Below are 19,422 nucleotides of genomic sequence, written 5' to 3'. Positions count from 1 at the left end.
TAACGGACAAATAGTTTGCGCGCAATATAAATTTTTGAAAATTTGCCGAATTTGAATTAACCAGTTGATCCGAAAGGAAATTTATTTTTAAGCGCCGCCGTGTCGACAGAGCGTGTGGGCCGCGAAGTGATTCAAGGGGAAGGAGGTGCTAGGGGGTATCAGCAGGGCCAGCGCAATTGCAGACCTTCGGAGAAAGGGCGTTCAAAGTAGAATGATGGGCTTCTCGATCATTCCCACGCTCCTGCGTGGGAATGCCGCCAGGGACGCTCCGCGTTCCGCTTTTGGAAGGTGATGCAGAGCGTGGACACGATCAAATTCCAACTGATGATGTAAGCCAATCCGACTAAGCAACAGCCACTCGATTACGCCCCAAGGCCTTTGCTCGATACAGAGCTTTGTCCGCATCGTTCATCAGGCTGTGAAGGTCCTTATTACAAGCCTCCGTCGACGCGACGCCGAGGCTGGCTGATATGCAGTGAACAGGCTCGATCATCAAACCCGCAATCGTATCGATGAGCTGTTCTGCAATTTGGGTAGCGACTTCGATGGAAGTGTCCGGAAGCAGGATGGCGAACTCTTCCCCGCCTAGCCGACCATGAATATCCGTTCCCCGAAACGACGAACTGATGACCGCCCCCATCTGGCGCAGAACCTGATCCCCCACCTGATGGCCGTAGGTGTCGTTGATGTGCTTGAAGTGATCCATGTCCAGCATGACGGCGCACAACCCTACCCGCTTGGCCTTGCATTCGTCGTAGAGCTGTTGGGCATGCTCGAAAAAAGCCCGACGGCTCTTCAGGCCGGTCAATTCATCGGTTTGGGCTGCGCGAGTTGAAATGCTGTTGGCCTGTTCCATTTCGCGGGTGAGTCGAAAAGCGGTTTCCAGTGCCTGGGACATTTTGTGTGTAGCGCGGGCGGCAAATGCTGCGAACACCAAAATCGAGAGTGCGATGCCCACTTGAATCGGCGACGGTTGAAACAGCAGCCAGGCGGTGCACGGCAACAGCACCAGGCCAATGGAGACGAGGGTCATATCACGGTAGGCGGAGTAGCAGGACACCGCGCTGACGGACATGCCGACAGTAAAAAGCATGACCAATGCCTGGGACAACAGATCGTCCGCCGGCATGACCGCTAATGCGCCTCCTCCCCAGATGCTGGCGGACAATACCAGTGTGATCCAGTATTTGCGCTCCCAGCGTTGGGGGGTGCGCTCGCTTTCGTCGCTGCGAACATAGGCAACGAACAACGAAATGCGCAACAGCGTCGAGCCAGTCAAGATGGCCAACCACCAAAAGATGACGCTGTGTTCAAAGCGATCCCAGCACAGCCAACACAGCATGATGGCAGCGAGGTAGCTCCCGAACACCGCAGAAACCGATTGGCGAAACAGTTGCTGCAGTCGGTCAGTTCGCACCTGCTCGGCTATGAAGAAAGCCTGGTCATTCCGAGATCCTGGGCAATCCATGTGATCCACCTGATCGTGACGCAACTGAAAGAGAGCGATTGTGGCACCCTGCCAGTAAGGCGAACAACTGAATTACACCCACAGTCCCGATATCCCGATTAAACCGAACCCCGTGGCGAGGGAGCTTGTTCCCGCTGGGCGGCGAAGCAGCGCCAACCATTCCTACAGACAAATCGCATCGTCTGCTTTACCGGATCAGGCAGGCATCAATCCCGCCTCCTGATAGCTCGATATCAAATCATCGAACAGGCTCACATCCGCCCGAGTTCGCGCGATTAACTGAGCACCCGCCACAGCGGTGTAAATAGCGAGGGCTCGGCGTTCACATTCTTGCGTGCCGCCAGTTCCGGCATCTGCCAATACCTGGGCAAGCCACGTTACGTTACCGTCCACAAAGGTCCTGATCTCTCGTGACACCTCATCGGGAAGGTCTTCGTATTCGGCTGCCATGAAGCTGGACAGACAAAGTTTGTTGCCGTCCTGAAGCGACGTTCGAAAAATGGCGGCGTACAGCTGCACGCACTCCTTAGGATCGGTATTGCCGGCCCGGATCCCTTCAAGCACCCGCCGCGTGTCCTGCCAGTAGCGTTCAGCAACCGCCGCGGCCAGGCCGGCCTTGCTCGGGAAGTGGTAATAAATGCTGGCGTTCTTGATGCCCACCTCTTCGGCAATGTTACGGAAATTTATCCCATTGTAACCGTGCAGTTGTGCAGCGGATTTCGCTGCCGCCAAGATGGCTTCTCGAGCATTTTCGTTCACGTTTTGGCCTCGTTTCGAAATTCGATTCACTCATGTCGTCGCGATTCTACGCCCGGATTTGCTTACCTGCCAATTGTCAGGTAGGGGATTGACAGCGCCCGATCTCCAGCTCAATCTTTTACCTACCAATTGACAGGCAGGTAACCGAATCATGACTTCTTCACAACAGAGCGCTGATGTTTACACCGTTCCTACGATGAAAATTTACGATTGGTTCAACGGCCCTTACCCCGCCCGAGTGCGCATAGCGCTGGCGGAGAAGGGATTGCTCTCGAAAATCGAATTCGTGTCGGTGAATCTCTGGAGCGGCGAACATAAGCAACCCGAGTTCCTGGCCCTCAATTACTCCGGGACACTGCCCGTGCTGGAGCTGAGCGATGGGACGCTGATTGCCGAGTGCACGGCGATTACCCAATACCTGGATAGCCTGGTCGGCGAACCGACGCTGACGGGCGAAACACCTGTTGAAAAAGGCCTCATCCACATGATGACCAAGCGCGCCGAGATCGAGTTTCTCGATGCGGTCAGCATGTACTTCCACCATGCAACGCCGGGCCTGGGCCCAAAGGTCGAGCTGTACCAGAATGCAGAATGGGGCGGCCGAATGGGCGATAAGGCGATCAGAGGCATGCGCTATTTCGACAACCTGCTCAAAGACCGGCCTTTTGTAGCGGGTGACAAGTTCTCGATGGCCGATATTGCGGTGCTGGGCGGCATGATCTTCGCCTCGCTGGTGCAGCTCTCCGTTCCTGAAGAATGTGTCGCATTGCGCGCATGGCATGCCAGGATGCAGGAACGTCCCAGCGTGCAGACATGGCGTGCCATGGTCGAGCGTGGCGTTGAGCCGCGATAGTGGGTAAACCCGCCAAAGAAAAACCCGACGCTTTAGGTCGGGTTTTTCCTGGATATTCCGACCCGCAAGTGAGTCACGGGTGGAAAAGGGGTGGAGCGTAATCTTGAAAGAGCACGAGCAAGCCTTGTTTACGGGTCACTCGACTTGCGACAGCTTAGCGTCGTCGCAACCGGCAGCACGGCACTCGCGCTCGACAGCCTTGAGTATGACGATACGCGCCTCGGTCTTCTCATTGGCACAGTCCAGGTAGAGCAGGCCATCGTTGGAACAGGCGTTGTCACGGATTTTGATCCACTGGATTTGAGCGGCTTTCACTTTTTTCTTTTGCTCCGGGTTCAGAGCACTCATCGTCTTCTTGTATTGCTCGTTGATTTCCTGATCCGACTGAACCATTTTCAGCGACGCGCAATAGGTCCTGTCATAGGCGTTTCTAGGGTTATCGCAACTCATCGCAGATGCCGATGCCGATGCCATTGCCAGCAATGTCCCAACCAACAAAGACTTGATCACTCACTTCACTCCCTGAATGCCCTCTATTCATTAGAGGTCGCGGCGGGGAATTTATCATGAGGGTTGTAGAACAATGAAGCAGATCCTAGGGCGTATTCGGCCTGAACAACGGGCAAATGCTGCTAGGCGGTCGGGAGCAAGTGATTGCTGAAAAAGGCTGCGTAGCTCTCGCCGCCCTCACCGATGCGACTGTCCCGACCAAAGTCGGCGCGCCCGTAGCCCCCTCCACCCCTGCGACTGCAAAGCGGACCCGAAAGACAAGCAACCACCACTCCCCGTCCGCCAGGCTACCCAACCTTGCGCCTTTGCCTACAACTACGCCAGCATCCGCCCGTTTATGCGCCTTGTCCTCGGGGGTCTACGTTCCGCTTCGGGCCGGCAACTAGCGCACTGTAACTTTCCTAAAGTTGCCGAGGCTCAGCCGCGCAGCCTCGATAATCTCAGGACTGTTTACTTCTTCTAAGATCCGTAGAGCATTATTTTAATACCGAGGATGACTACCAAATTCGAAGACCATCATGTTTGCAAAGTACTTGTCCAAATCAAGTAAGTCCCGACAGGTACTACCTTCATAATAAAGTAAGCCGGAGCCGCGATGGTTTGTATTGTTAAGTTTATCGCACTTTTTGGTGTTTCGGACTAAAGCTATACACAAAGCAGCCGATATTTTGCGTGAGCTTTATATAGTTGCATAACGAACGAAAAATCACATAGGGAGTACAAAATGTCGTGGGGTTCAGTCAATGCATTTCATATATATGCAACTGTTGGTGTGGGCATCTGCTCCGTATCCTTAATGTTTCTTATACGTGATCCAAAAACACCGAAGTGGTTAGATGTTGCAGTTGCAATTACCCTACTGCTATTGGCGGCACTTTTTTTAGGCTTGGTACAGTCTATTTTTAATATTTTGCCAGAGGACACAATTAGCGATAGAGATTTAAAAAGTGAGTATCAAGTAGCGCTTTATGTTATTCCGTTCTTCACGGCTGGTCTTGCGACTAATCTGTTATCAAATATTATTTTGAACCAGCGCGACTACACAGATACGATGAGCTTCTATGAGGCTGCACGAAGGACAGCTTGGTTTATCTGGATTGCTTTTCTCACTTCGACCTTTGTGGGGCTACTTATGTATGTGGGGTACAAGCAAATAGAGAAATGGTCTATAAGCCGATAATTAAATAAGTTGGAAAAATGTTGCCTGTCCGATTTCTGATTATCGATGAAAATGGAACAGGTAGATTGTGGTGGGGGAATTGTATTTATACTTTGCCTCATTCGAACTGCAATAAACGATGTCGCAAGGATCGCTTATGAGAAACTCAAAAAAAGTAGCGTTGCTTTCAATTGCTTTATCTTCTTTTGCTTTAACTTGGGTCTGTTTTAAATCATTTCCTCTCTCAAGTGTAACCGCTGCTTGGTTAAATCTCGGGGCAGGTTTATTGGCTATACTTGCTATTATGTGTGTCGCTAGTGAGTATTTTTCACCTCCAAAGCCAGGAGATAATATACGAGCGCCGGATAAATTCACCCGAGTAACAGCTGGACTAACGGGTCTTGCATCAGGCGTATTTTGGGTTGCAAGTGCCTGGTATGGAATTTTTCCACCACCCGCGTAACTACTTGATCTATTCCTCTCACTGAGTGGAAGTAAACTTCCTGCCCATCGTCCCATCGACATTCCAAACCAAAAAACGGGCCTGCATTCCCACGCAGCCCCGTTTTTTTTTACCACCCGATCAGATCAAAACGCCGGCAAAACCGCCCCTTTGTACTTCTCAAGAATAAAAGCCTTCACTTCCGGCGTATGCAGCGCCGCCGCCAGCTTCTTCATCGCCTCACTGTTCTTGTCGTCCTCACGGGCAACCAGAATATTCACATACGGCGAGTCGTTCCCTTCAATCACCAACGCATCCTTGGACGGATCAAGCTTGGCCTCCAACGCATAGTTGGTATTGATCAACGCCAGATCCACCTGAGTCAGCACCCGCGGAATGGTCGCGGCTTCCAGCTCACGGAACTTCAAATCCTTCGGGTTCTCAACAATGTCCTTGGTCGTCGACAGGATGTTGTTGGAATCCTTCAGCGTGATCACCCCGTGCTTCGCCAGCAGCAACAGCGCACGGCCGCCGTTGGTGGCGTCGTTAGGGATGACCACGTTGGCACCGCCTGGTACTTCTGCCAGTGTCTTGAACTTGCTGGAGTACGCGCCCAAAGGTTCCAGGTGCACGCCGGTCACGCTCACCAGGTGGGTGCCCTTGGCTTTGTTGAACTCATCCAGGTACGGCTGGTGCTGGAAGAAGTTGGCGTCCAGGCGCTTTTCGGCGACTTGGACGTTCGGCTGGATGTAGTCGGTGAAGACTTTGACCTTGAGGTCCACGCCTTCTTTGGCCAGGGCCGGTTTGACGAATTCGAGGATTTCCGCGTGCGGCACCGGCGTCGCCGCGACGGTCAGGGTGTCGGCGGCGTGGACGGAAAATGCTGCGGCGGCAGCGAAGGCAACCAGTAGTTTTTTCATTCAGCTAACTCCTTGTGGGGCGCCCGCTCTTGGCGCCTGCCAGCGAATGGCCGGCTCATGGTTTATTGGCCGCGAGGCCTTACTTTCTAGAGAAATGCACAACCAGTTTGTCGCCCACGGTTTGCAGGACCTGGACCAGCACCAGCAGCAACACCACCGTGACCACCATCACATCGGTCTGGAAGCGCTGGTAACCGAAACGGATCGCCAGGTCACCCAAACCACCGGCACCGACCACACCGGCCATGGCCGTGTAGGACACCAGCGTAATCGCTGTCACCGTAATCGCGGCAAAAATGCCTGGACGGGCTTCCGGCAGCAAGGCGTTGACGATGATCTGGCGCGTGGTCGCGCCCATGGCCTGGGTCGCTTCGATGATGCCGCGATCGACTTCGCGCAAGGCGGTTTCCACCAGGCGGGCGAAGAACGGTGTTGCGCCGACCACCAGTGGCGGAATCGCGCCGGCCACGCCCAGGGAGGTGCCGGTGATCAATACCGTGAACGGGATCATCACGATCAACAGGATGATGAACGGCAGCGAGCGCAAGATGTTGACGATCAGCGACAGCAGCGCATAAACGCCGCGGGCTTCGAGCAACTGGCGCGGGCTGCAGAGGAATAACAACACGCCCAGCGGCAGGCCGAGTAGCACGGTGAAAAGCAGCGAGCCGAAGAGCATCAGCAGGGTGTCGCCGGTCGCCAGCCAGATTTCCAGCCAATCGATGTTGGCGAAGAATGAATTCAACAGTTCCATCAGCGCAGCACCTCCATGTGGACGTCAGCCGCGGTGAAGCGGGCGAATGCCGCCTCCATGTCACCGCCGGTGACGGCGAGGGTCAGTTGCCCGTAGGGGGTGTCTTTGATGCGGTCGATACGACCGGCCAGAATGCTGTAGTCCACGCCGGTTTCCCGGGCGACGGTGCCGAGCAATGGCGCGTAGGTCGCTTCGCCCTGGAACGTCAGACGCACGATGCGCCCTGGTACGTGGGCAAAGTCGTCGCGCTGTTCGCTTTCGTCGATCTGCTCGTCTTCCTGGACGAAACGCTTGGTGGTCGGGTGCTTGGGATGCAAGAAGACCTCGGCCACGGGTCCTTGCTCGACGATCACGCCGGCGTCCATCACCGCCACTTCATCGCAGACGCGGCGGATCACGTCCATTTCATGGGTGATCAGCACGATGGTCAGCTTCAGCTCGCGGTTGATTTCCGCCAGCAGTTGCAACACCGATGCGGTGGTTTGTGGGTCCAGTGCGCTGGTGGCTTCGTCGCACAGCAGGATCTTGGGCTTGGTCGCCAGAGCGCGGGCGATGCCGACGCGCTGCTTCTGGCCACCGGACAACTGCGCCGGGTATTTTTTGGCGTGTTCGGACAAGCCCACCCGCGCCAGCAATTCGGCGACGCGCTGGTCGATTTCGCTGCGGGACAATTCGCCCGCCAGCGTCAGTGGCAGCGCCACGTTGTCGGCCACGGTCTTGGACGCCAGCAAATTGAAGTGCTGGAAAATCATCCCGACCTGCTGACGGAAACGCCGCAAGCCGCTGGCGTCCAGGGCAGTGACTTCCTCGCCGTCGACGATGATCTTGCCGCCGCTGGAGTCTTCCAGGCGATTGATCAGGCGCAACAGGGTACTTTTTCCCGCACCGGAATGGCCAATCAGGCCGAAGACCTGACCGTTCTCAATCGTCAGACTGGTCGGGTGCAGGGCGGGGATATCCCTACCGGCGACCCGGTAGGTTTTATGGACGTTTTGAAACTCGATCACGTAGCGAACCTTGTGGGGCGCGTTGGAAAAGGATCAGCGGTTAGCCGGGCGCGCATTTTAGCCTGTCCGTATAGAGGTTCTTAGCATTTATTTGCGATTGAACCAGCCATTTGGCAATAAGGCGATCAAAGGACATAAAAAAGGAACGCGGCGAACCGGTATCGGTCACTCACTAAGCAACTCGAAAATGCCCGGGTACCGTGCCTGCGGCATCGAACTCAAGAGTCCTGGCCACGGCGGGGATCGCAACGAGGAGTTATGTCTGATGAGTACCAACAAGCCCACCGGCACCGAAAGCCAACTGGCCGGGACCGACACGCTGGATCGCGGCAACACCAACGCCAAGCTTGAAAGCCTGGAACAGTTTCGCTCCGACGCCACCGAGCAGGCGCTGCGCACCAATCAGGGCGTGAAGATTGCCGACAACCAGAACACCCTCCGGGTCGGGGCGCGCGGGCCTTCCCTGCTGGAAGACTTCATCATGCGTGAGAAGATCACGCACTTTGACCATGAGCGCATTCCGGAGCGCATTGTCCACGCCCGCGGCACCGGCGCCCATGGCTACTTTCAGAGCTATGAAGCACATTCGGCGCTGACCAAGGCCGGCTTCCTACAGGACCCGAGCAAAAAAACGCCGGTATTCGTGCGCTTTTCCACGGTGCAAGGTCCACGAGGATCCGGCGACACCGTGCGAGATGTGCGGGGCTTTGCGGTGAAGTTCTTTACCGACGAAGGCAACTTCGACCTGGTGGGCAACAACATGCCGGTGTTTTTCATCCAGGATGCGGTGAAGTTTCCAGATTTCGTCCATGCGGTGAAACCCGAACCCCACAATGAAATTCCCACGGGCGGTTCGGCCCACGACACCTTCTGGGATTTTGTCTCGCTGGTGCCGGAGTCGGCCCATATGGTGATTTGGGCCATGTCTGACAGGGCCATTCCCAAAAGCCTGCGGTCCATGCAGGGTTTCGGCGTACACACCTTCCGCATGATCAACGCCGAGGGCCGGAGCAGCTTCGTTAAATTCCACTGGCGCCCCACAGTCGGCACCTGTTCGCTGGTGTGGGACGAAGCGCAGAAGCTCGCCGGTAAAGATACCGACTACCACCGTCGCGATCTTTGGGAATCGATCGAGATGGGGGACTACCCGGAATGGGAATTTGGCGTACAAATTGTCCCCGAGGAAGACGAGCATAAGTTCGACTTCGACCTCCTCGACCCCACCAAGCTCATTCCCGAAGAGCTCGTTCCTATCACGCCCCTGGGCAAGATGGTATTGAACCGCAACCCGGATAACTTCTTTGCCGAGGTCGAGCAAGTCGCGTTCTGCCCTGGGCATATCGTGCCGGGCATCGATTTCACCAATGATCCGCTGCTGCAAGGCCGGCTGTTTTCCTACACCGATACGCAAATCAGCCGACTCGGTGGGCCGAATTTTCATGAGCTGCCGATCAACCGGGCGATTACTCCGGTGCATAACGGCCAGCGTGACGCCATGCACCGCACCACCATCGACAAGGGCCGCGCTTCCTACGAGCCGAACTCCATCGATGGCGGCTGGCCGAAGGAAACCCCGCCCGGCCCGCAGGACGGCGGCTTCGAAAGTTATCCAGAGCGCATTGATGCCCACAAGATTCGTCAACGCAGCGAGTCGTTTGGCGATCACTTTTCCCAAGCGCGGCTGTTCTACAACAGCATGAGCCCCCACGAGCAGGAACACATCATCGCCGCCTACAGTTTCGAACTGGGCAAGGTGGAGCGGGAGTTCATTCGGGCACGACAGGTCAATGAAATCCTCGCCAACATTGATCTGAAGTTGGCCGAGCGGGTGGCAATAAACCTCGGGCTGCCAGCACCGACCGCCTGCACCGTGGACGTACCGAAACCTTCGTTGGAACAATCCCCCGCCTTGAGTCAGGCGAACCTGCTGTCCGGGGACATCAAGACCCGTAAGGTGGCTTTGCTGGTGGCCAACGGTGTCGATGGAGCGATTATCGATGCGCTCAAGCAAGCCTTGGAAGCCAAGGGAGCTCACGCCAAAGTGCTGGGGCCGACCTCCGCCCCCGTCACCACAGCCGCTGGGCAAAAACTGCCGGTGGATGCGTCCATGGAAGGTATGCCGTCCATTGCCTTTGATGCGGTGTTCGTCCCAGGTGGCGCGGAATCGATCAAAGCCTTGAGTGCGGACGGCGTGGCGTTGCATTACGTACTGGAAGCCTACAAGCACCTGAAAGCCATCGCGCTCAACGGCGAGGCCCGGCAATTGCTGGTGCTGTTGAAGCTGGAGGCGGATGCGGGGCTGATTCCCGACGCGGATGCCAGCCAGTTCCCGGCATTCTTCGACGCTATTGCCCAACATCGGGTGTGGGCGCGGGAGCCTAAGGCCAAGGCGATTCCGGCTTGATGGGCGGCTGACAGAGCTTTTGTTGGTAGGACGCTATCGCGAGCAGGCTCGCTCCCACAGTGGTTTTGTGTCGATCACAAAGCCTCATGTGGGAGCGAGCCTGCTCGCGATGCTTTTTAGGGATTGCGCGGTGTCAGCACCATTTGCGCCGGTACGTTGCGCAGAATCTGCTTCTGCAGTTTCAAATCAAACCCCGGGTCCAGTTTCTTGACCCGCTTGGTCAGCAAAGTCGCCAACCACGGATAATCGTCGGTACGCGGCGCCTGGATGCTGACGTCACATTGAAAATTCACCACGTCGGCGGCAATGGCATCCAGTTGTCGACGCATTTTCTGGATATCGCCGATATTCAGCGCAACTGTCGTGCTTTCAGCACTCGGGTCGATCACTTTGGCGACCGGTTTGGCTTCAGCGGCCTTGAGGGCGGCCTCGGCTTTTTCCAGCTCGACCTTGCGGGCCTCGGCAATGGCGCTGTTGACCTCACCGGAGAGCGCCGGCGCCTTGGGCATCAAGGCTCGGGCTCGGCTCAGGGCGGTGGCGGCGGCGTTTACATCGCCTTTTTGCAGGTCAATTTGGCTGCGGCGCAGATACGCCTCGGCCAGTTGCCGTTGGTAGGGTTCCAGCGCCGGGTCTTCCGGCGACTGGGCCTGCAAGGCGGCCAGCTGGTCTTCAGCAGTGGCCAGCTCATTGCCGGCCAGACTTTGTTCAAACTGCGCGAGGGCCGGGCCCCGGGTGTCGGGGGCCTCGGCGACTGGCGGCGAACTCTGGCAGGCGCCCAGCAGCAGGGAAAATGCGACAAGGAGCAGATAACGGGAGGCGAACGGCTTCATTCCTGCGACTCTCTATTTGCGCAAAAAGCGAGCAAGTCTACACCCCTCGGCGGGGCAGGACAAAACTCAGCAGAAATAGCGCGGCGGCGCTGACCACAATCGACGGCCCGGCCGGGGTGTCCTTGAACCACGATAGCGCCAGCCCGCCGCATACTGCGAGCATGCCCAGCAGGCTGGCGCCCAGGGCCATCTGCTCCGGGGAGCGGGCGTGCCGCTGTGCTGCGGCTGCCGGGATAATCAGCAAAGAAGTAATCAGCAATACACCGACGATTTTCATCGCCACGGCAATGACCACCGCAATCAACAGCATCAACGCCAGCCGCAAACCCACCACGGGCAAGCCTTCGACCCGCGCCAGTTCCTCATGCACAGTAACCGCCAGCAACGGGCGCCAGAGCGCTACCAGCAGCAGCAGGACGGCCGCGCTGCCACCCAGGATCCACGAAAGATCCATGGGGCTGATGGCAAGCAGATCACCAAACAGGTAGGCCATCAGATCAATCCGCACGTCATGCATGAAGCTTAGTACCACTAGCCCGAGAGACAGGGTGCTGGGCGCCAGAATGCCCAGCAGCGTGTCGGACGCCAGCGGTTGACGCTGTTGCAGCGTCACCAGCAGCACCGCCAGCAACAGGCAGCCGACGGTCACCGCCACTGCGGGGCTGACGTCCAGCAAAAAGCCCAGGGCCACGCCCAGCAAGGCCGCGTGGGACAAGGTATCGCCGAAATAGGCCATGCGCCGCCAGACCACGAACGAGCCCAGGGGGCCGGCCACCATCGCGAGGGCCAGGCCTGCGAGCAGGGCGTACAACAGAAAATCAGCCATGCTTGCAGCCATCTCCATGAACATGGGTAGTAACAGACGAGTCGCTGACCACCGAACCATGCAGGTCATGGGCGTGATCGTGATGGTGGTGATAAATCGCCAGGCTTTGTGCGTTCTTTCCGAACAGTTCGACGAATGCCGGATCGCCGCTGACCTGCTCGGGATGCCCGGAACAGCAGACGTGGCGATTGAGGCAGACCACCTGGTCAGTGGTGCTCATGACCAGGTGAAGGTCATGGGAAACCATCAGCACGCCGCAGCGGTGACGGTCGCGCAGGCGGGTGATCAGGCTGTACAGCTCGGCCTGACCGGCCACGTCGACCCCTTGTACGGGCTCGTCGAGCACCAGCAGCTCGGGTTCGCGCAGCAGAGCGCGAGCCAGCAACACGCGCTGCATTTCACCGCCGGAAACACTTTGTACCGGACTGTCGATCACCTGTTCGGCACCGACTTCGTTGAGCGCCGCCAGGGCCCGTGCGCGATCCACGCCAGGCACCAGGCGCAAGAAGCGCAGGACCGACAGGGGCAGCGTCGGGTCCACATGAAGCTTTTGCGGCATGTAACCGACCCGCAGCTTCGGCTTGCGCCAGACGCTGCCGCTGTCGGGTTTGAGCAACCCCAGAACGGCACGCACCAGAGTCGTCTTGCCGGCGCCGTTGGGGCCGATCAGGGTGACGATCTGCCCCGGCTCGACGCTCAGGTAGATGTTATCCAGCACGCTCTGGCCGGCGAACGTCACGCCTACGTGCTCGAGACGGATCAACGCATTGCTCATCAGGCCCCCTGGCAACCGGAGCAGAGCCCGACCACTTCGACGGTCTGGGTATCAACCACGAAACCCACTTCTTTGGCGCTGGCAACGATGGCATCGCTGATGGACTTCTGCTCCAGCTCGATGGCTGCGTGGCATTCGCGACAGATCAGGAACTGGCCCTGGTGCGCGTGTTCCGGATGATTGCAGCCAACGAAGGCATTCAACGACGAGATGCGATGCACCAGGCCGTTTTCCAGCAGGAAATCCAGCGCCCGATAAACCGTGGGCGGCGCGGCGCGGCGGCCGTCCTGCTCACTGAGCACCGCGAGTATGTCGTAGGCGCCCAGCGGCTTGTGGCTTTGCCAGACCAGCTCCAGCACGCGTCGACGCAAAGCGGTCAGGCGCAACCCTTGGCGCGCACAGATGGCGTCGGCCTCGGACAGCGCGGTGTGCACGCAGTGAGAATGGTCATGGGGACGACTGGCAAGGGGCGTAATAGGCATGGGCAGCGACGATTTTAGTGAGAGACGTTATTATGTTACCCGTTCTCGCCTCTCCGAGTGGTCATCGTGTCCCGAAATTTTTCGATCTTTGTCGCTTTTGTCGCCAGTTTTCTGCTGATCGGCCCGGCCCAGGCCGAAGTCAAAGTGCTTACCAGCATCAAGCCATTGCAACTGATTGCCGCCGCGGTGCAGGACGGCGTGGCGGTTCCTGAGGTCCTGCTGCCGCCCGGCGCTTCACCTCACCATTACGCCCTGCGGCCTTCCGACGTACGGAAGGTGCAGTCGGTGGATTTGCTCTACTGGATTGGCCCCGACATGGAAAGTTTCCTGCCGCGCGTGCTGAACGGTCGTACGTTGCCGTCCGTCGCGGTGCAGGATGTGCCCGGACTCAAGCTGCGTCACTTCGCCCAGGACAGTCATTCCCACGCCGAAGATGAGCATGACGCCGATGAGCATGATCACCACCATCGCCCCGGCACCATCGATGCCCATCTGTGGCTCTCGCCAACCAATGCCCGGGTGATTGCCGCCAAGATGGCTGCCGACCTCAGCGCGGCCGATCCGGCCAATGCCAGCCGCTATCAAAGCAACCTCAAGGGTTTCAACCAGCGTCTCGATGCGCTGGATGCGCGTTTGAAGACCCGTCTGGCCGGCGTCGCGGGCAAGCCGTATTTCGTGTTCCACGAAGCGTTCGACTATTTCGAAGACCACTACGGCCTCAAGCACGCCGGAGTTTTTGCCGTGGCCACCGAAGTCCAGCCCGGCGCCCAACACGTGGCGGCGATGCGCAATCGCTTGCAGGCCGTGGGCAAGACGTGCGTCTTCAGCGAACCGCCCCTGCGCCCGCGCCTGGCCGAAACCCTGGTGGCCGGGTTACCGGTGAAATTGGCGGAGTTGGATGCGCTGGGCGGCTATACCCCTGCGACGGCGCAAGGGTATGAGCAGTTGCTGGAGAAGTTGGGGAATGATCTGGCGGGGTGCCTGGAGTCGCTATAACTGCCGAGCGCAAACCCTGTGGCGAGGGAGCTTGCTCCCGCTCGGTTGCGCAGCGACCGCAAAATCTTAGGGCTGCTGCGCACGCACCCCAGCGGGAGCAAGCTCCCTCGCCACAGAGGCATTCAGTTGCGTCAGAGGGCGAACGGCAACATCGCACTGACCGTCTGCCGCTGCGCCAGGCGCTGCTGAAACTCCATTGGATCGTGGATCAGTACATCCTGCCCGGCAAAAGACTCGGCGGCGATCAACCGTGACAGCCAGAAGCGCACGCATGCCACGCGCAGCATCGTCGGCCATGACTCGGCCTCGGCAGCGGTGAATGGGCGCAGCGCAGCATAAGCCCCCAACAAGGCCCGCGTCCGTGGGCCATCGAGCACACCGTTGTCATCCGAACACCAGTCGTTCAGGGCGATGGCAACGTCATACAGCATTGGCCCGGAGCAGGCGTTATAAAAGTCGATCAGCCCGGTCAGGTGTGTGCCCTCGAACATCGCATTGTCGCGGAACAGGTCCGCGTGGATGTTGGCCCGGGGCAGCGCCAGAATTTTTTCCTTCTGTTGGGCGATTTCATCCAGCGCAGCCTCCAGCAACCGACGGGGTTCGGCATCCAGGTGCGACAACAGCTTCGCGCCCTCCTCCTGCATCCAGTCCAGGCCGCGATCAGTCTTGCGCTTGATCATGTTGTTCTTGGTCGCCAGGTGCAGATGGGCCAGTAACTCCCCCACCTGGGCGCAATGCTGTGCGTTGGCCTGCTTGATGTGCTTGCCGGCCAGGCGCGGTTGCAGCAGCGCCGGCTTGCCAGCCAGTTCTCGCAGCGCAACGCCGTCGGTGGTACGCAAGGCGTAAGGCACCGGCAGGTCGGCGTCATGCAGTACATCCAACAGCTCGATGAAGAAGGGCATTTCCTGCACCGGGCCGCGTTCCACCAGGGTCAGGACAAATTCACCCTGCTCCAGGCTGATAAAAAAATTGGTGTTTTCGCTGCCGGCGGCGATCCCCTGGAAATCAAGCAGGCGGCCGAGCCCATAAGGGGCGAGAAAGGTTTCCAGCTCGGGCCGAGCCAGGGGAGTGAACACAGACATGGTTAAAAACTGCCAGTACGGGCGCCCATCAGCGAGCGCCGGTTGAAGTCGAGAGCGGTATTACCACTCAAAGATTTTCCACGATGGAATCAGCATATCCGGCTGATCCGAGCGGATGAAATTCCCGTCGCTGCCATCGGCACGGACCAGGAAATAAGGCTTGCCGTTCTTGGGCGTGACCTTGATCGCGTACAGAAAGCCGTTTTGCCGGTACTCCTGAATGGTCCTATCGCCTTCGGTGCGGATGGTGACATCCGGGTCCGCCGAGGGGGCGTCGTCCGCCGCCATGACGGCCAGCGGGGTGATTGCAAACAAGCCAGCCAGTAACAGGCGATTTAGTGTACGCATGATAACCTTGTCCCTTTGTCGTCAACGGTCCCGCTATTCTAGCCCCGGACCCGCCGAAAAGGTTGATCCTGCTCATGAGCCAAGCCCCCCTCGTCCTGGTGGACGGTTCTTCTTATCTTTATCGCGCCTTTCACGCGCTACCACCGCTGACCACCTCCAAAGGCCTGCCGACAGGCGCGGTCAAGGGCGTGCTGAACATGCTCAAGAGCCTGCGCAAACAGTATCCGGACAGCCCGTTCGCCGTGGTGTTCGATGCCAAGGGTGGGACCTTTCGCGATGAGCTGTACGCCGAATACAAGGCCAACCGCCCCAGCATGCCCGACGACATGCGCGTGCAGATTGAGCCGCTGCATGCCAGCGTCAAGGCCCTGGGCTTCCCGCTGCTGTGCGTGGACAACGTCGAAGCCGATGACGTGATCGGCACCCTGGCCCGCAGCAGCGCCGCAGCCGACCGTCCGGTGGTGATCTCCACCGGCGACAAAGACATGGCGCAACTGGTTGACGGGCACATTACCTTGGTCAACACCATGACCGGTAGCGCCCTGGACGTGGCTGGCGTGAAGGAGAAGTTTGGCGTCGCTCCGGAGCAGATCATCGATTATCTGGCACTGATGGGCGATTCTTCCGACAACATTCCCGGTGTTCCGGGCATCGGTCCGAAGACCGCCTCGGGCCTGCTGGTGGGCGTCAATGGCGGCCTGACCGAGCTGTATGCGCAACTGGACATCGTCGCTACCTTGCCGATTCGTGGCGCCAAGACCCTGGCCGCCAAACTCGAAGAACACAAGGAAATGGCCCTCCTCTCCTACGAGCTGGCGACCATCAAGACCGACGTGCCGTTGGATGTCGGTCTCGACGACCTGCAAATGGGCCAGCCGGATCACGAGAAACTCGCCGAGCTGTATACGCTGCTGGAGTTCAAGAGCTGGTTCGAAGAAAACCAGCGCGATGCCAAGCGTGCCGGTCAGGAGATCGTCGAAGCTGCCGACGAACAACCCGGCGCCGCTGAGGCCAAGTACGAGATCATTCTCGACCAGGCACGTTTCGACGCCTGGCTCGCCAAGCTTGAACAGGCGCCGCTGTTTGCTTTCGTCACCGAAACCAATGGTAACGACGCCCAGCATGCGCAACTCGTAGGGTTGTCGTTTGCCGTCGCGCCCTTTGAGGCGGCCTACGTTCCCTTGACCCATTCCTACATGGGCGTGCCGGAGCAACTGGATCGCGACACGGTGCTCAAGGCGCTCAAGCCATTGCTGGAGAACCCGAACAAGCTCAAGGTCGGCCAGCATGCCAAATTCGAAACCAACATCCTGGCCAACTGCGCCATCGGTGGTGATCAAAACAACGGCATTCTTGTGCAAGGCATTGCCTTCGACACCATGCTTGAGTCCTACGTACTGGACTCCACAGCAACCCGTCACGACATGGACAGCCTGGCGCTCAAGTACCTGGGACAAAGCAAGACCGATATCCAGGACATCGCCGGCAAAGGCGTCAAACAGCTGACCTTTGACCAGATTGCCCTGGAACTGGCCGGCCCTTACGCCGCCGAAGATGCGGACGTGACTTTCCGCCTGCACCAGGCCTTGCAGGAAAAACTGGCTGCCACGCCAAGTCTGGGCAAGGTGCTCAACGAAATCGAAATGCCGCTGATGCCGGTCCTGGCACGCATTGAGCGCCAGGGTGCGCTGGTCGATGCCAACCTGCTGGGGGTGCAGAGCGTTGAGTTGGGCGAGAAGCTCGTGGCTCTGGAACGCGAGGCATTTGCCATCGCCGGGGAGGAATTCAACCTGGGTTCACCCAAGCAACTGGGGGTGATCCTCTACGAAAAACTTGGCTTACCGGTGCTCAGCAAAACCGCCAAGGGCCAGGCGTCTACCGCCGAAGCGGTGCTGGCCGAGCTGGCCGAGCAGGATTATCCGCTGCCCAAGGTATTGATGCAGTACCGCTCGCTGAGCAAGCTCAAGAGCACCTACACCGACCGCCTGCCAGAGCAGATCAACAGCCGCACGGGCCGCGTCCATACCAATTATCAGCAAGCGGTCGCCGCTACCGGGCGACTGTCCTCGATCGACCCCAACCTGCAGAACATTCCGATTCGCACCGCCGAAGGCCGCAGGATTCGTCAGGCATTCGTTGCGCCGAAAGGCTACAAGCTGCTGGCGGCGGACTACTCGCAGATCGAACTGCGGATCATGGCGCACCTGGCCAAGGATGAAGGCCTGCTCCACGCCTTCCGCAATAATCTGGATGTGCACCGGGCCACCGCCGCCGAGGTTTTCGGCGTAGAGCTGGACGCCGTCACTCATGACCAGCGCCGCAGCGCCAAGGCGATCAACTTCGGCCTGATCTACGGCATGAGTGCTTTCGGTCTGGCCAAGCAGATCGGTGTGGATCGCAAGCAGTCCCAGGCTTACATCGACCGCTACTTTGCCCGCTACCCAGGCGTACTGGCCTACATGGAGCGCACTCGTGCCCAGGCAGCCGAGCAAGGTTACGTCGAAACCATTTTCGGGCGTCGGTTGTACCTGCCGGATATCAACGCGAAAAATCCGGCTTTGCGCAAAGGCGCAGAACGCACGGCCATCAACGCGCCGATGCAGGGCACTGCGGCAGATATCATCAAGAAAGCCATGGTGGCGGTTGATCGCTGGCTGACTGCGTCGGGGCTGGATGCCAAGGTCATCCTGCAGGTCCACGACGAATTGGTGCTGGAGGTGCGCGAGGATCTGGTCGACCAGGTGCGCGAGGAAATTCGCCAGCACATGAGTGCCGCCGCCACGCTGGATGTGCCGCTCCTGGTGGAAGTGGGCGTGGGCAATAACTGGGATGAGGCGCACTGAGTCTCAACTGCTGAAATTGCCGGGACCTGTGTGGGTCAGGGAGATATGGTAGGCCCTGTGGCGAGGGAAATCCCCTCGCCAAATCGAATCCTGGCCTCATTAGTTCGGAAAATTCCTAAGGTTATTTCCAAAAATAATCTGAACTAAAACCGTGAATTGCTACTCAGAGTTTCTGAAAGGCTGGTGAAGCCCTTCAATGCTCCTATGTTGTGTTAAGTGTTGGCAGATATCTGGACCCCGCCCTAGCGGTCCGGAACTTGGACCCCGAACTTCCCCCTCCCCATACGAAGTCCGGGGTTTTTTTTGCCCGCGATTTGGCTTATTCCGCCTCTTCGCTGCCCTTGTCTGCCAATTCCATCCAGTCGGCCAATACAGTGTAGGCCTCTTCCAGGCCCATGCGCTTGGGCGCCGAGAACAACTGGATGGTGATCGTCTCGCCCCACCCTTTGCGAATTTCCGACTGCACTTTGAGCAGGGTGTTCTTGGCTGCGCCGTAGGTGAGCTTGTCTGCCTTGGTCAGCAGGATGTGCATCGGCATGCCGCTGGCGACAGCCCAGTCGAGCATCAGCAGATCGAAGTCGGTCATCGGATGGCGGATGTCCATCATCAGAATCAAGCCTTTCAAACTCTCGCGGCTGCCCAGATAGGCTTCCAAATGGCGCTGCCAATGCTGCTTGAGCGGAATCGGTACTTTCGCGTAGCCGTAGCCGGGCAGGTCGACCAAACGGCGTTCATCGTCTAGCTTGAAGAAGTTCAAGAGCTGCGTGCGGCCCGGAGTTTTCGAGGTGCGTGCCAGGCTTGCATGGGTCAGGGTGTTCAGTGCGCTGGATTTACCGGCGTTGGAACGCCCGGCGAAAGCCACTTCAAAGCCTTCATCGTCGGGGCATTGATCGACTTTGGCGGCGCTGAGCATGAAGGTGGACTGTTGGCACAGGCCGAGGATGGGGTTCTTCAGTTGCATGGG

The 19,422-nt window shown here is 58.3% G+C and carries 19 protein-coding genes; 6 read left to right on the top strand and 13 right to left on the bottom strand.

Annotated features, from left to right (window positions below):
• Nucleotides 1-343 precede the first annotated feature (343 nt).
• Both BW979_RS03290 and BW979_RS03285 read right to left on the bottom strand, forming a co-directional pair.
• Nucleotides 344-1,468: a GGDEF domain-containing protein gene (locus BW979_RS03290; protein WP_047230115.1), complete on the bottom strand. Its 1,125-nt coding sequence runs from the start codon at nucleotides 1,466-1,468 to the stop codon at nucleotides 344-346.
• Nucleotides 1,469-1,663: 195 nt separating this feature from the next.
• Nucleotides 1,664-2,227, bottom strand: coding sequence for a TetR/AcrR family transcriptional regulator (locus tag BW979_RS03285; protein ID WP_047230116.1), 564 nt, complete (start codon nucleotides 2,225-2,227; stop codon nucleotides 1,664-1,666).
• A 151-nt stretch (nucleotides 2,228-2,378) separates the two neighbouring features.
• On the opposite strand from BW979_RS03285, the gene BW979_RS03280 reads away from it, so the two are divergent.
• Nucleotides 2,379-3,080 carry a glutathione S-transferase gene (locus BW979_RS03280; RefSeq protein ID WP_076383155.1) on the top strand — a complete coding sequence of 234 codons (702 nt, stop codon included), beginning with the start codon at nucleotides 2,379-2,381 and terminating at the stop codon, nucleotides 3,078-3,080.
• A 135-nt stretch (nucleotides 3,081-3,215) separates the two neighbouring features.
• Here BW979_RS03280 and BW979_RS03275 read toward each other — a convergent pair whose 3' ends face one another.
• Nucleotides 3,216-3,590 (bottom strand): lysozyme inhibitor LprI family protein, encoded by a 375-nt coding sequence (locus BW979_RS03275; RefSeq protein WP_080962942.1) that lies wholly within the window; start codon nucleotides 3,588-3,590, stop codon nucleotides 3,216-3,218.
• A gap of 724 nt (nucleotides 3,591-4,314) precedes the next feature.
• On the opposite strand from BW979_RS03275, the gene BW979_RS03270 reads away from it, so the two are divergent.
• Together BW979_RS03270 and BW979_RS27375 are read left to right on the top strand one after the other, a co-directional pair.
• Nucleotides 4,315-4,770, top strand: a complete 456-nt coding sequence (locus BW979_RS03270; RefSeq protein ID WP_076383154.1) for a hypothetical protein — start codon at nucleotides 4,315-4,317, stop codon at nucleotides 4,768-4,770.
• Nucleotides 4,771-4,906: 136 nt separating this feature from the next.
• Nucleotides 4,907-5,212 carry a hypothetical protein gene (locus BW979_RS27375; RefSeq protein WP_156893483.1) on the top strand — a complete coding sequence of 102 codons (306 nt, stop codon included), beginning with the start codon at nucleotides 4,907-4,909 and terminating at the stop codon, nucleotides 5,210-5,212.
• A gap of 125 nt (nucleotides 5,213-5,337) precedes the next feature.
• On the opposite strand, the gene BW979_RS03265 is transcribed toward BW979_RS27375, so the two are convergent.
• The 3 genes from BW979_RS03265 to BW979_RS03255 all read right to left on the bottom strand — a co-directional run bounded on the left by BW979_RS03265 (nucleotide 5,338) and on the right by BW979_RS03255 (nucleotide 7,872).
• Nucleotides 5,338-6,111, bottom strand: coding sequence for a MetQ/NlpA family ABC transporter substrate-binding protein (locus BW979_RS03265; RefSeq protein ID WP_076383153.1), 774 nt, complete (start codon nucleotides 6,109-6,111; stop codon nucleotides 5,338-5,340).
• Nucleotides 6,112-6,190: 79 nt separating this feature from the next.
• Nucleotides 6,191-6,865, bottom strand: a complete 675-nt coding sequence (locus BW979_RS03260) for a methionine ABC transporter permease (RefSeq protein ID WP_047229776.1) — start codon at nucleotides 6,863-6,865, stop codon at nucleotides 6,191-6,193.
• Complete coding sequence (locus tag BW979_RS03255) at nucleotides 6,865-7,872, bottom strand: methionine ABC transporter ATP-binding protein (RefSeq protein ID WP_076383152.1); 1,008 nt, start codon at nucleotides 7,870-7,872, stop codon at nucleotides 6,865-6,867. Before BW979_RS03255 ends, BW979_RS03260 begins: the two co-directional genes overlap by 1 nt.
• A gap of 265 nt (nucleotides 7,873-8,137) precedes the next feature.
• Here BW979_RS03255 and katE point away from each other — a divergent pair, with 265 nt between their 5' ends.
• Complete coding sequence (katE, locus tag BW979_RS03250) at nucleotides 8,138-10,276, top strand: catalase HPII (RefSeq protein WP_076383151.1); 2,139 nt, start codon at nucleotides 8,138-8,140, stop codon at nucleotides 10,274-10,276.
• Nucleotides 10,277-10,392: 116 nt separating this feature from the next.
• Here katE and BW979_RS03245 read toward each other — a convergent pair whose 3' ends face one another.
• The 4 genes from BW979_RS03245 to zur are packed head-to-tail and all read right to left on the bottom strand — an operon-like array spanning nucleotide 10,393 to nucleotide 13,189.
• Nucleotides 10,393-11,106 (bottom strand): PA5502 family lipoprotein, encoded by a 714-nt coding sequence (locus BW979_RS03245; protein WP_047229779.1) that lies wholly within the window; start codon nucleotides 11,104-11,106, stop codon nucleotides 10,393-10,395.
• Between the two features lie 37 nt (nucleotides 11,107-11,143).
• Nucleotides 11,144-11,932, bottom strand: coding sequence for a zinc ABC transporter permease subunit ZnuB (znuB, locus tag BW979_RS03240; protein WP_047229780.1), 789 nt, complete (start codon nucleotides 11,930-11,932; stop codon nucleotides 11,144-11,146).
• Nucleotides 11,925-12,707 carry a zinc ABC transporter ATP-binding protein ZnuC gene (znuC, locus tag BW979_RS03235; RefSeq protein ID WP_076383150.1) on the bottom strand — a complete coding sequence of 261 codons (783 nt, stop codon included), beginning with the start codon at nucleotides 12,705-12,707 and terminating at the stop codon, nucleotides 11,925-11,927. The genes znuB and znuC overlap by 8 nt, the downstream gene beginning before the upstream one ends.
• A complete protein-coding gene (gene zur, locus BW979_RS03230) occupies nucleotides 12,707-13,189 on the bottom strand; it encodes a zinc uptake transcriptional repressor Zur (protein WP_047229782.1) in 483 nt (160 codons plus the stop codon). Before zur ends, znuC begins: the two co-directional genes overlap by 1 nt.
• 66 nt (nucleotides 13,190-13,255) lie before the next feature.
• Between zur and znuA the strand changes: the two genes are divergently transcribed.
• Complete coding sequence (gene znuA / locus BW979_RS03225) at nucleotides 13,256-14,185, top strand: zinc ABC transporter substrate-binding protein ZnuA (RefSeq protein WP_076386509.1); 930 nt, start codon at nucleotides 13,256-13,258, stop codon at nucleotides 14,183-14,185.
• A 131-nt stretch (nucleotides 14,186-14,316) separates the two neighbouring features.
• On the opposite strand, the gene BW979_RS03220 is transcribed toward znuA, so the two are convergent.
• Complete coding sequence (locus tag BW979_RS03220) at nucleotides 14,317-15,267, bottom strand: homoserine kinase (RefSeq protein ID WP_076383149.1); 951 nt, start codon at nucleotides 15,265-15,267, stop codon at nucleotides 14,317-14,319.
• 60 nt (nucleotides 15,268-15,327) lie between these two features.
• Complete coding sequence (locus BW979_RS03215) at nucleotides 15,328-15,615, bottom strand: DUF2782 domain-containing protein (protein ID WP_047229784.1); 288 nt, start codon at nucleotides 15,613-15,615, stop codon at nucleotides 15,328-15,330.
• 74 nt (nucleotides 15,616-15,689) lie between these two features.
• On the opposite strand from BW979_RS03215, the gene polA reads away from it, so the two are divergent.
• On the top strand, nucleotides 15,690-18,458 hold the full coding sequence (gene polA, locus BW979_RS03210) for a DNA polymerase I (RefSeq protein WP_076383148.1): 2,769 nt from the start codon (nucleotides 15,690-15,692) through the stop codon (nucleotides 18,456-18,458).
• A 319-nt stretch (nucleotides 18,459-18,777) separates the two neighbouring features.
• Here the strand turns inward: polA and yihA are convergent, their stop codons facing one another.
• A complete protein-coding gene (gene yihA, locus BW979_RS03205) occupies nucleotides 18,778-19,419 on the bottom strand; it encodes a ribosome biogenesis GTP-binding protein YihA/YsxC (protein WP_047229786.1) in 642 nt (213 codons plus the stop codon).
• Between the last annotated feature and the right edge of the window lie 3 nt (nucleotides 19,420-19,422).

It is taken from the genome of Pseudomonas sp. A214 (assembly GCF_900156295.1).
GTDB lineage: Bacteria > Pseudomonadota > Gammaproteobacteria > Pseudomonadales > Pseudomonadaceae > Aquipseudomonas > Aquipseudomonas rhizophila.
Note: the sequence above shows the minus strand (reverse complement) of the source record. Positions and strands in the feature narration are given on the sequence as shown.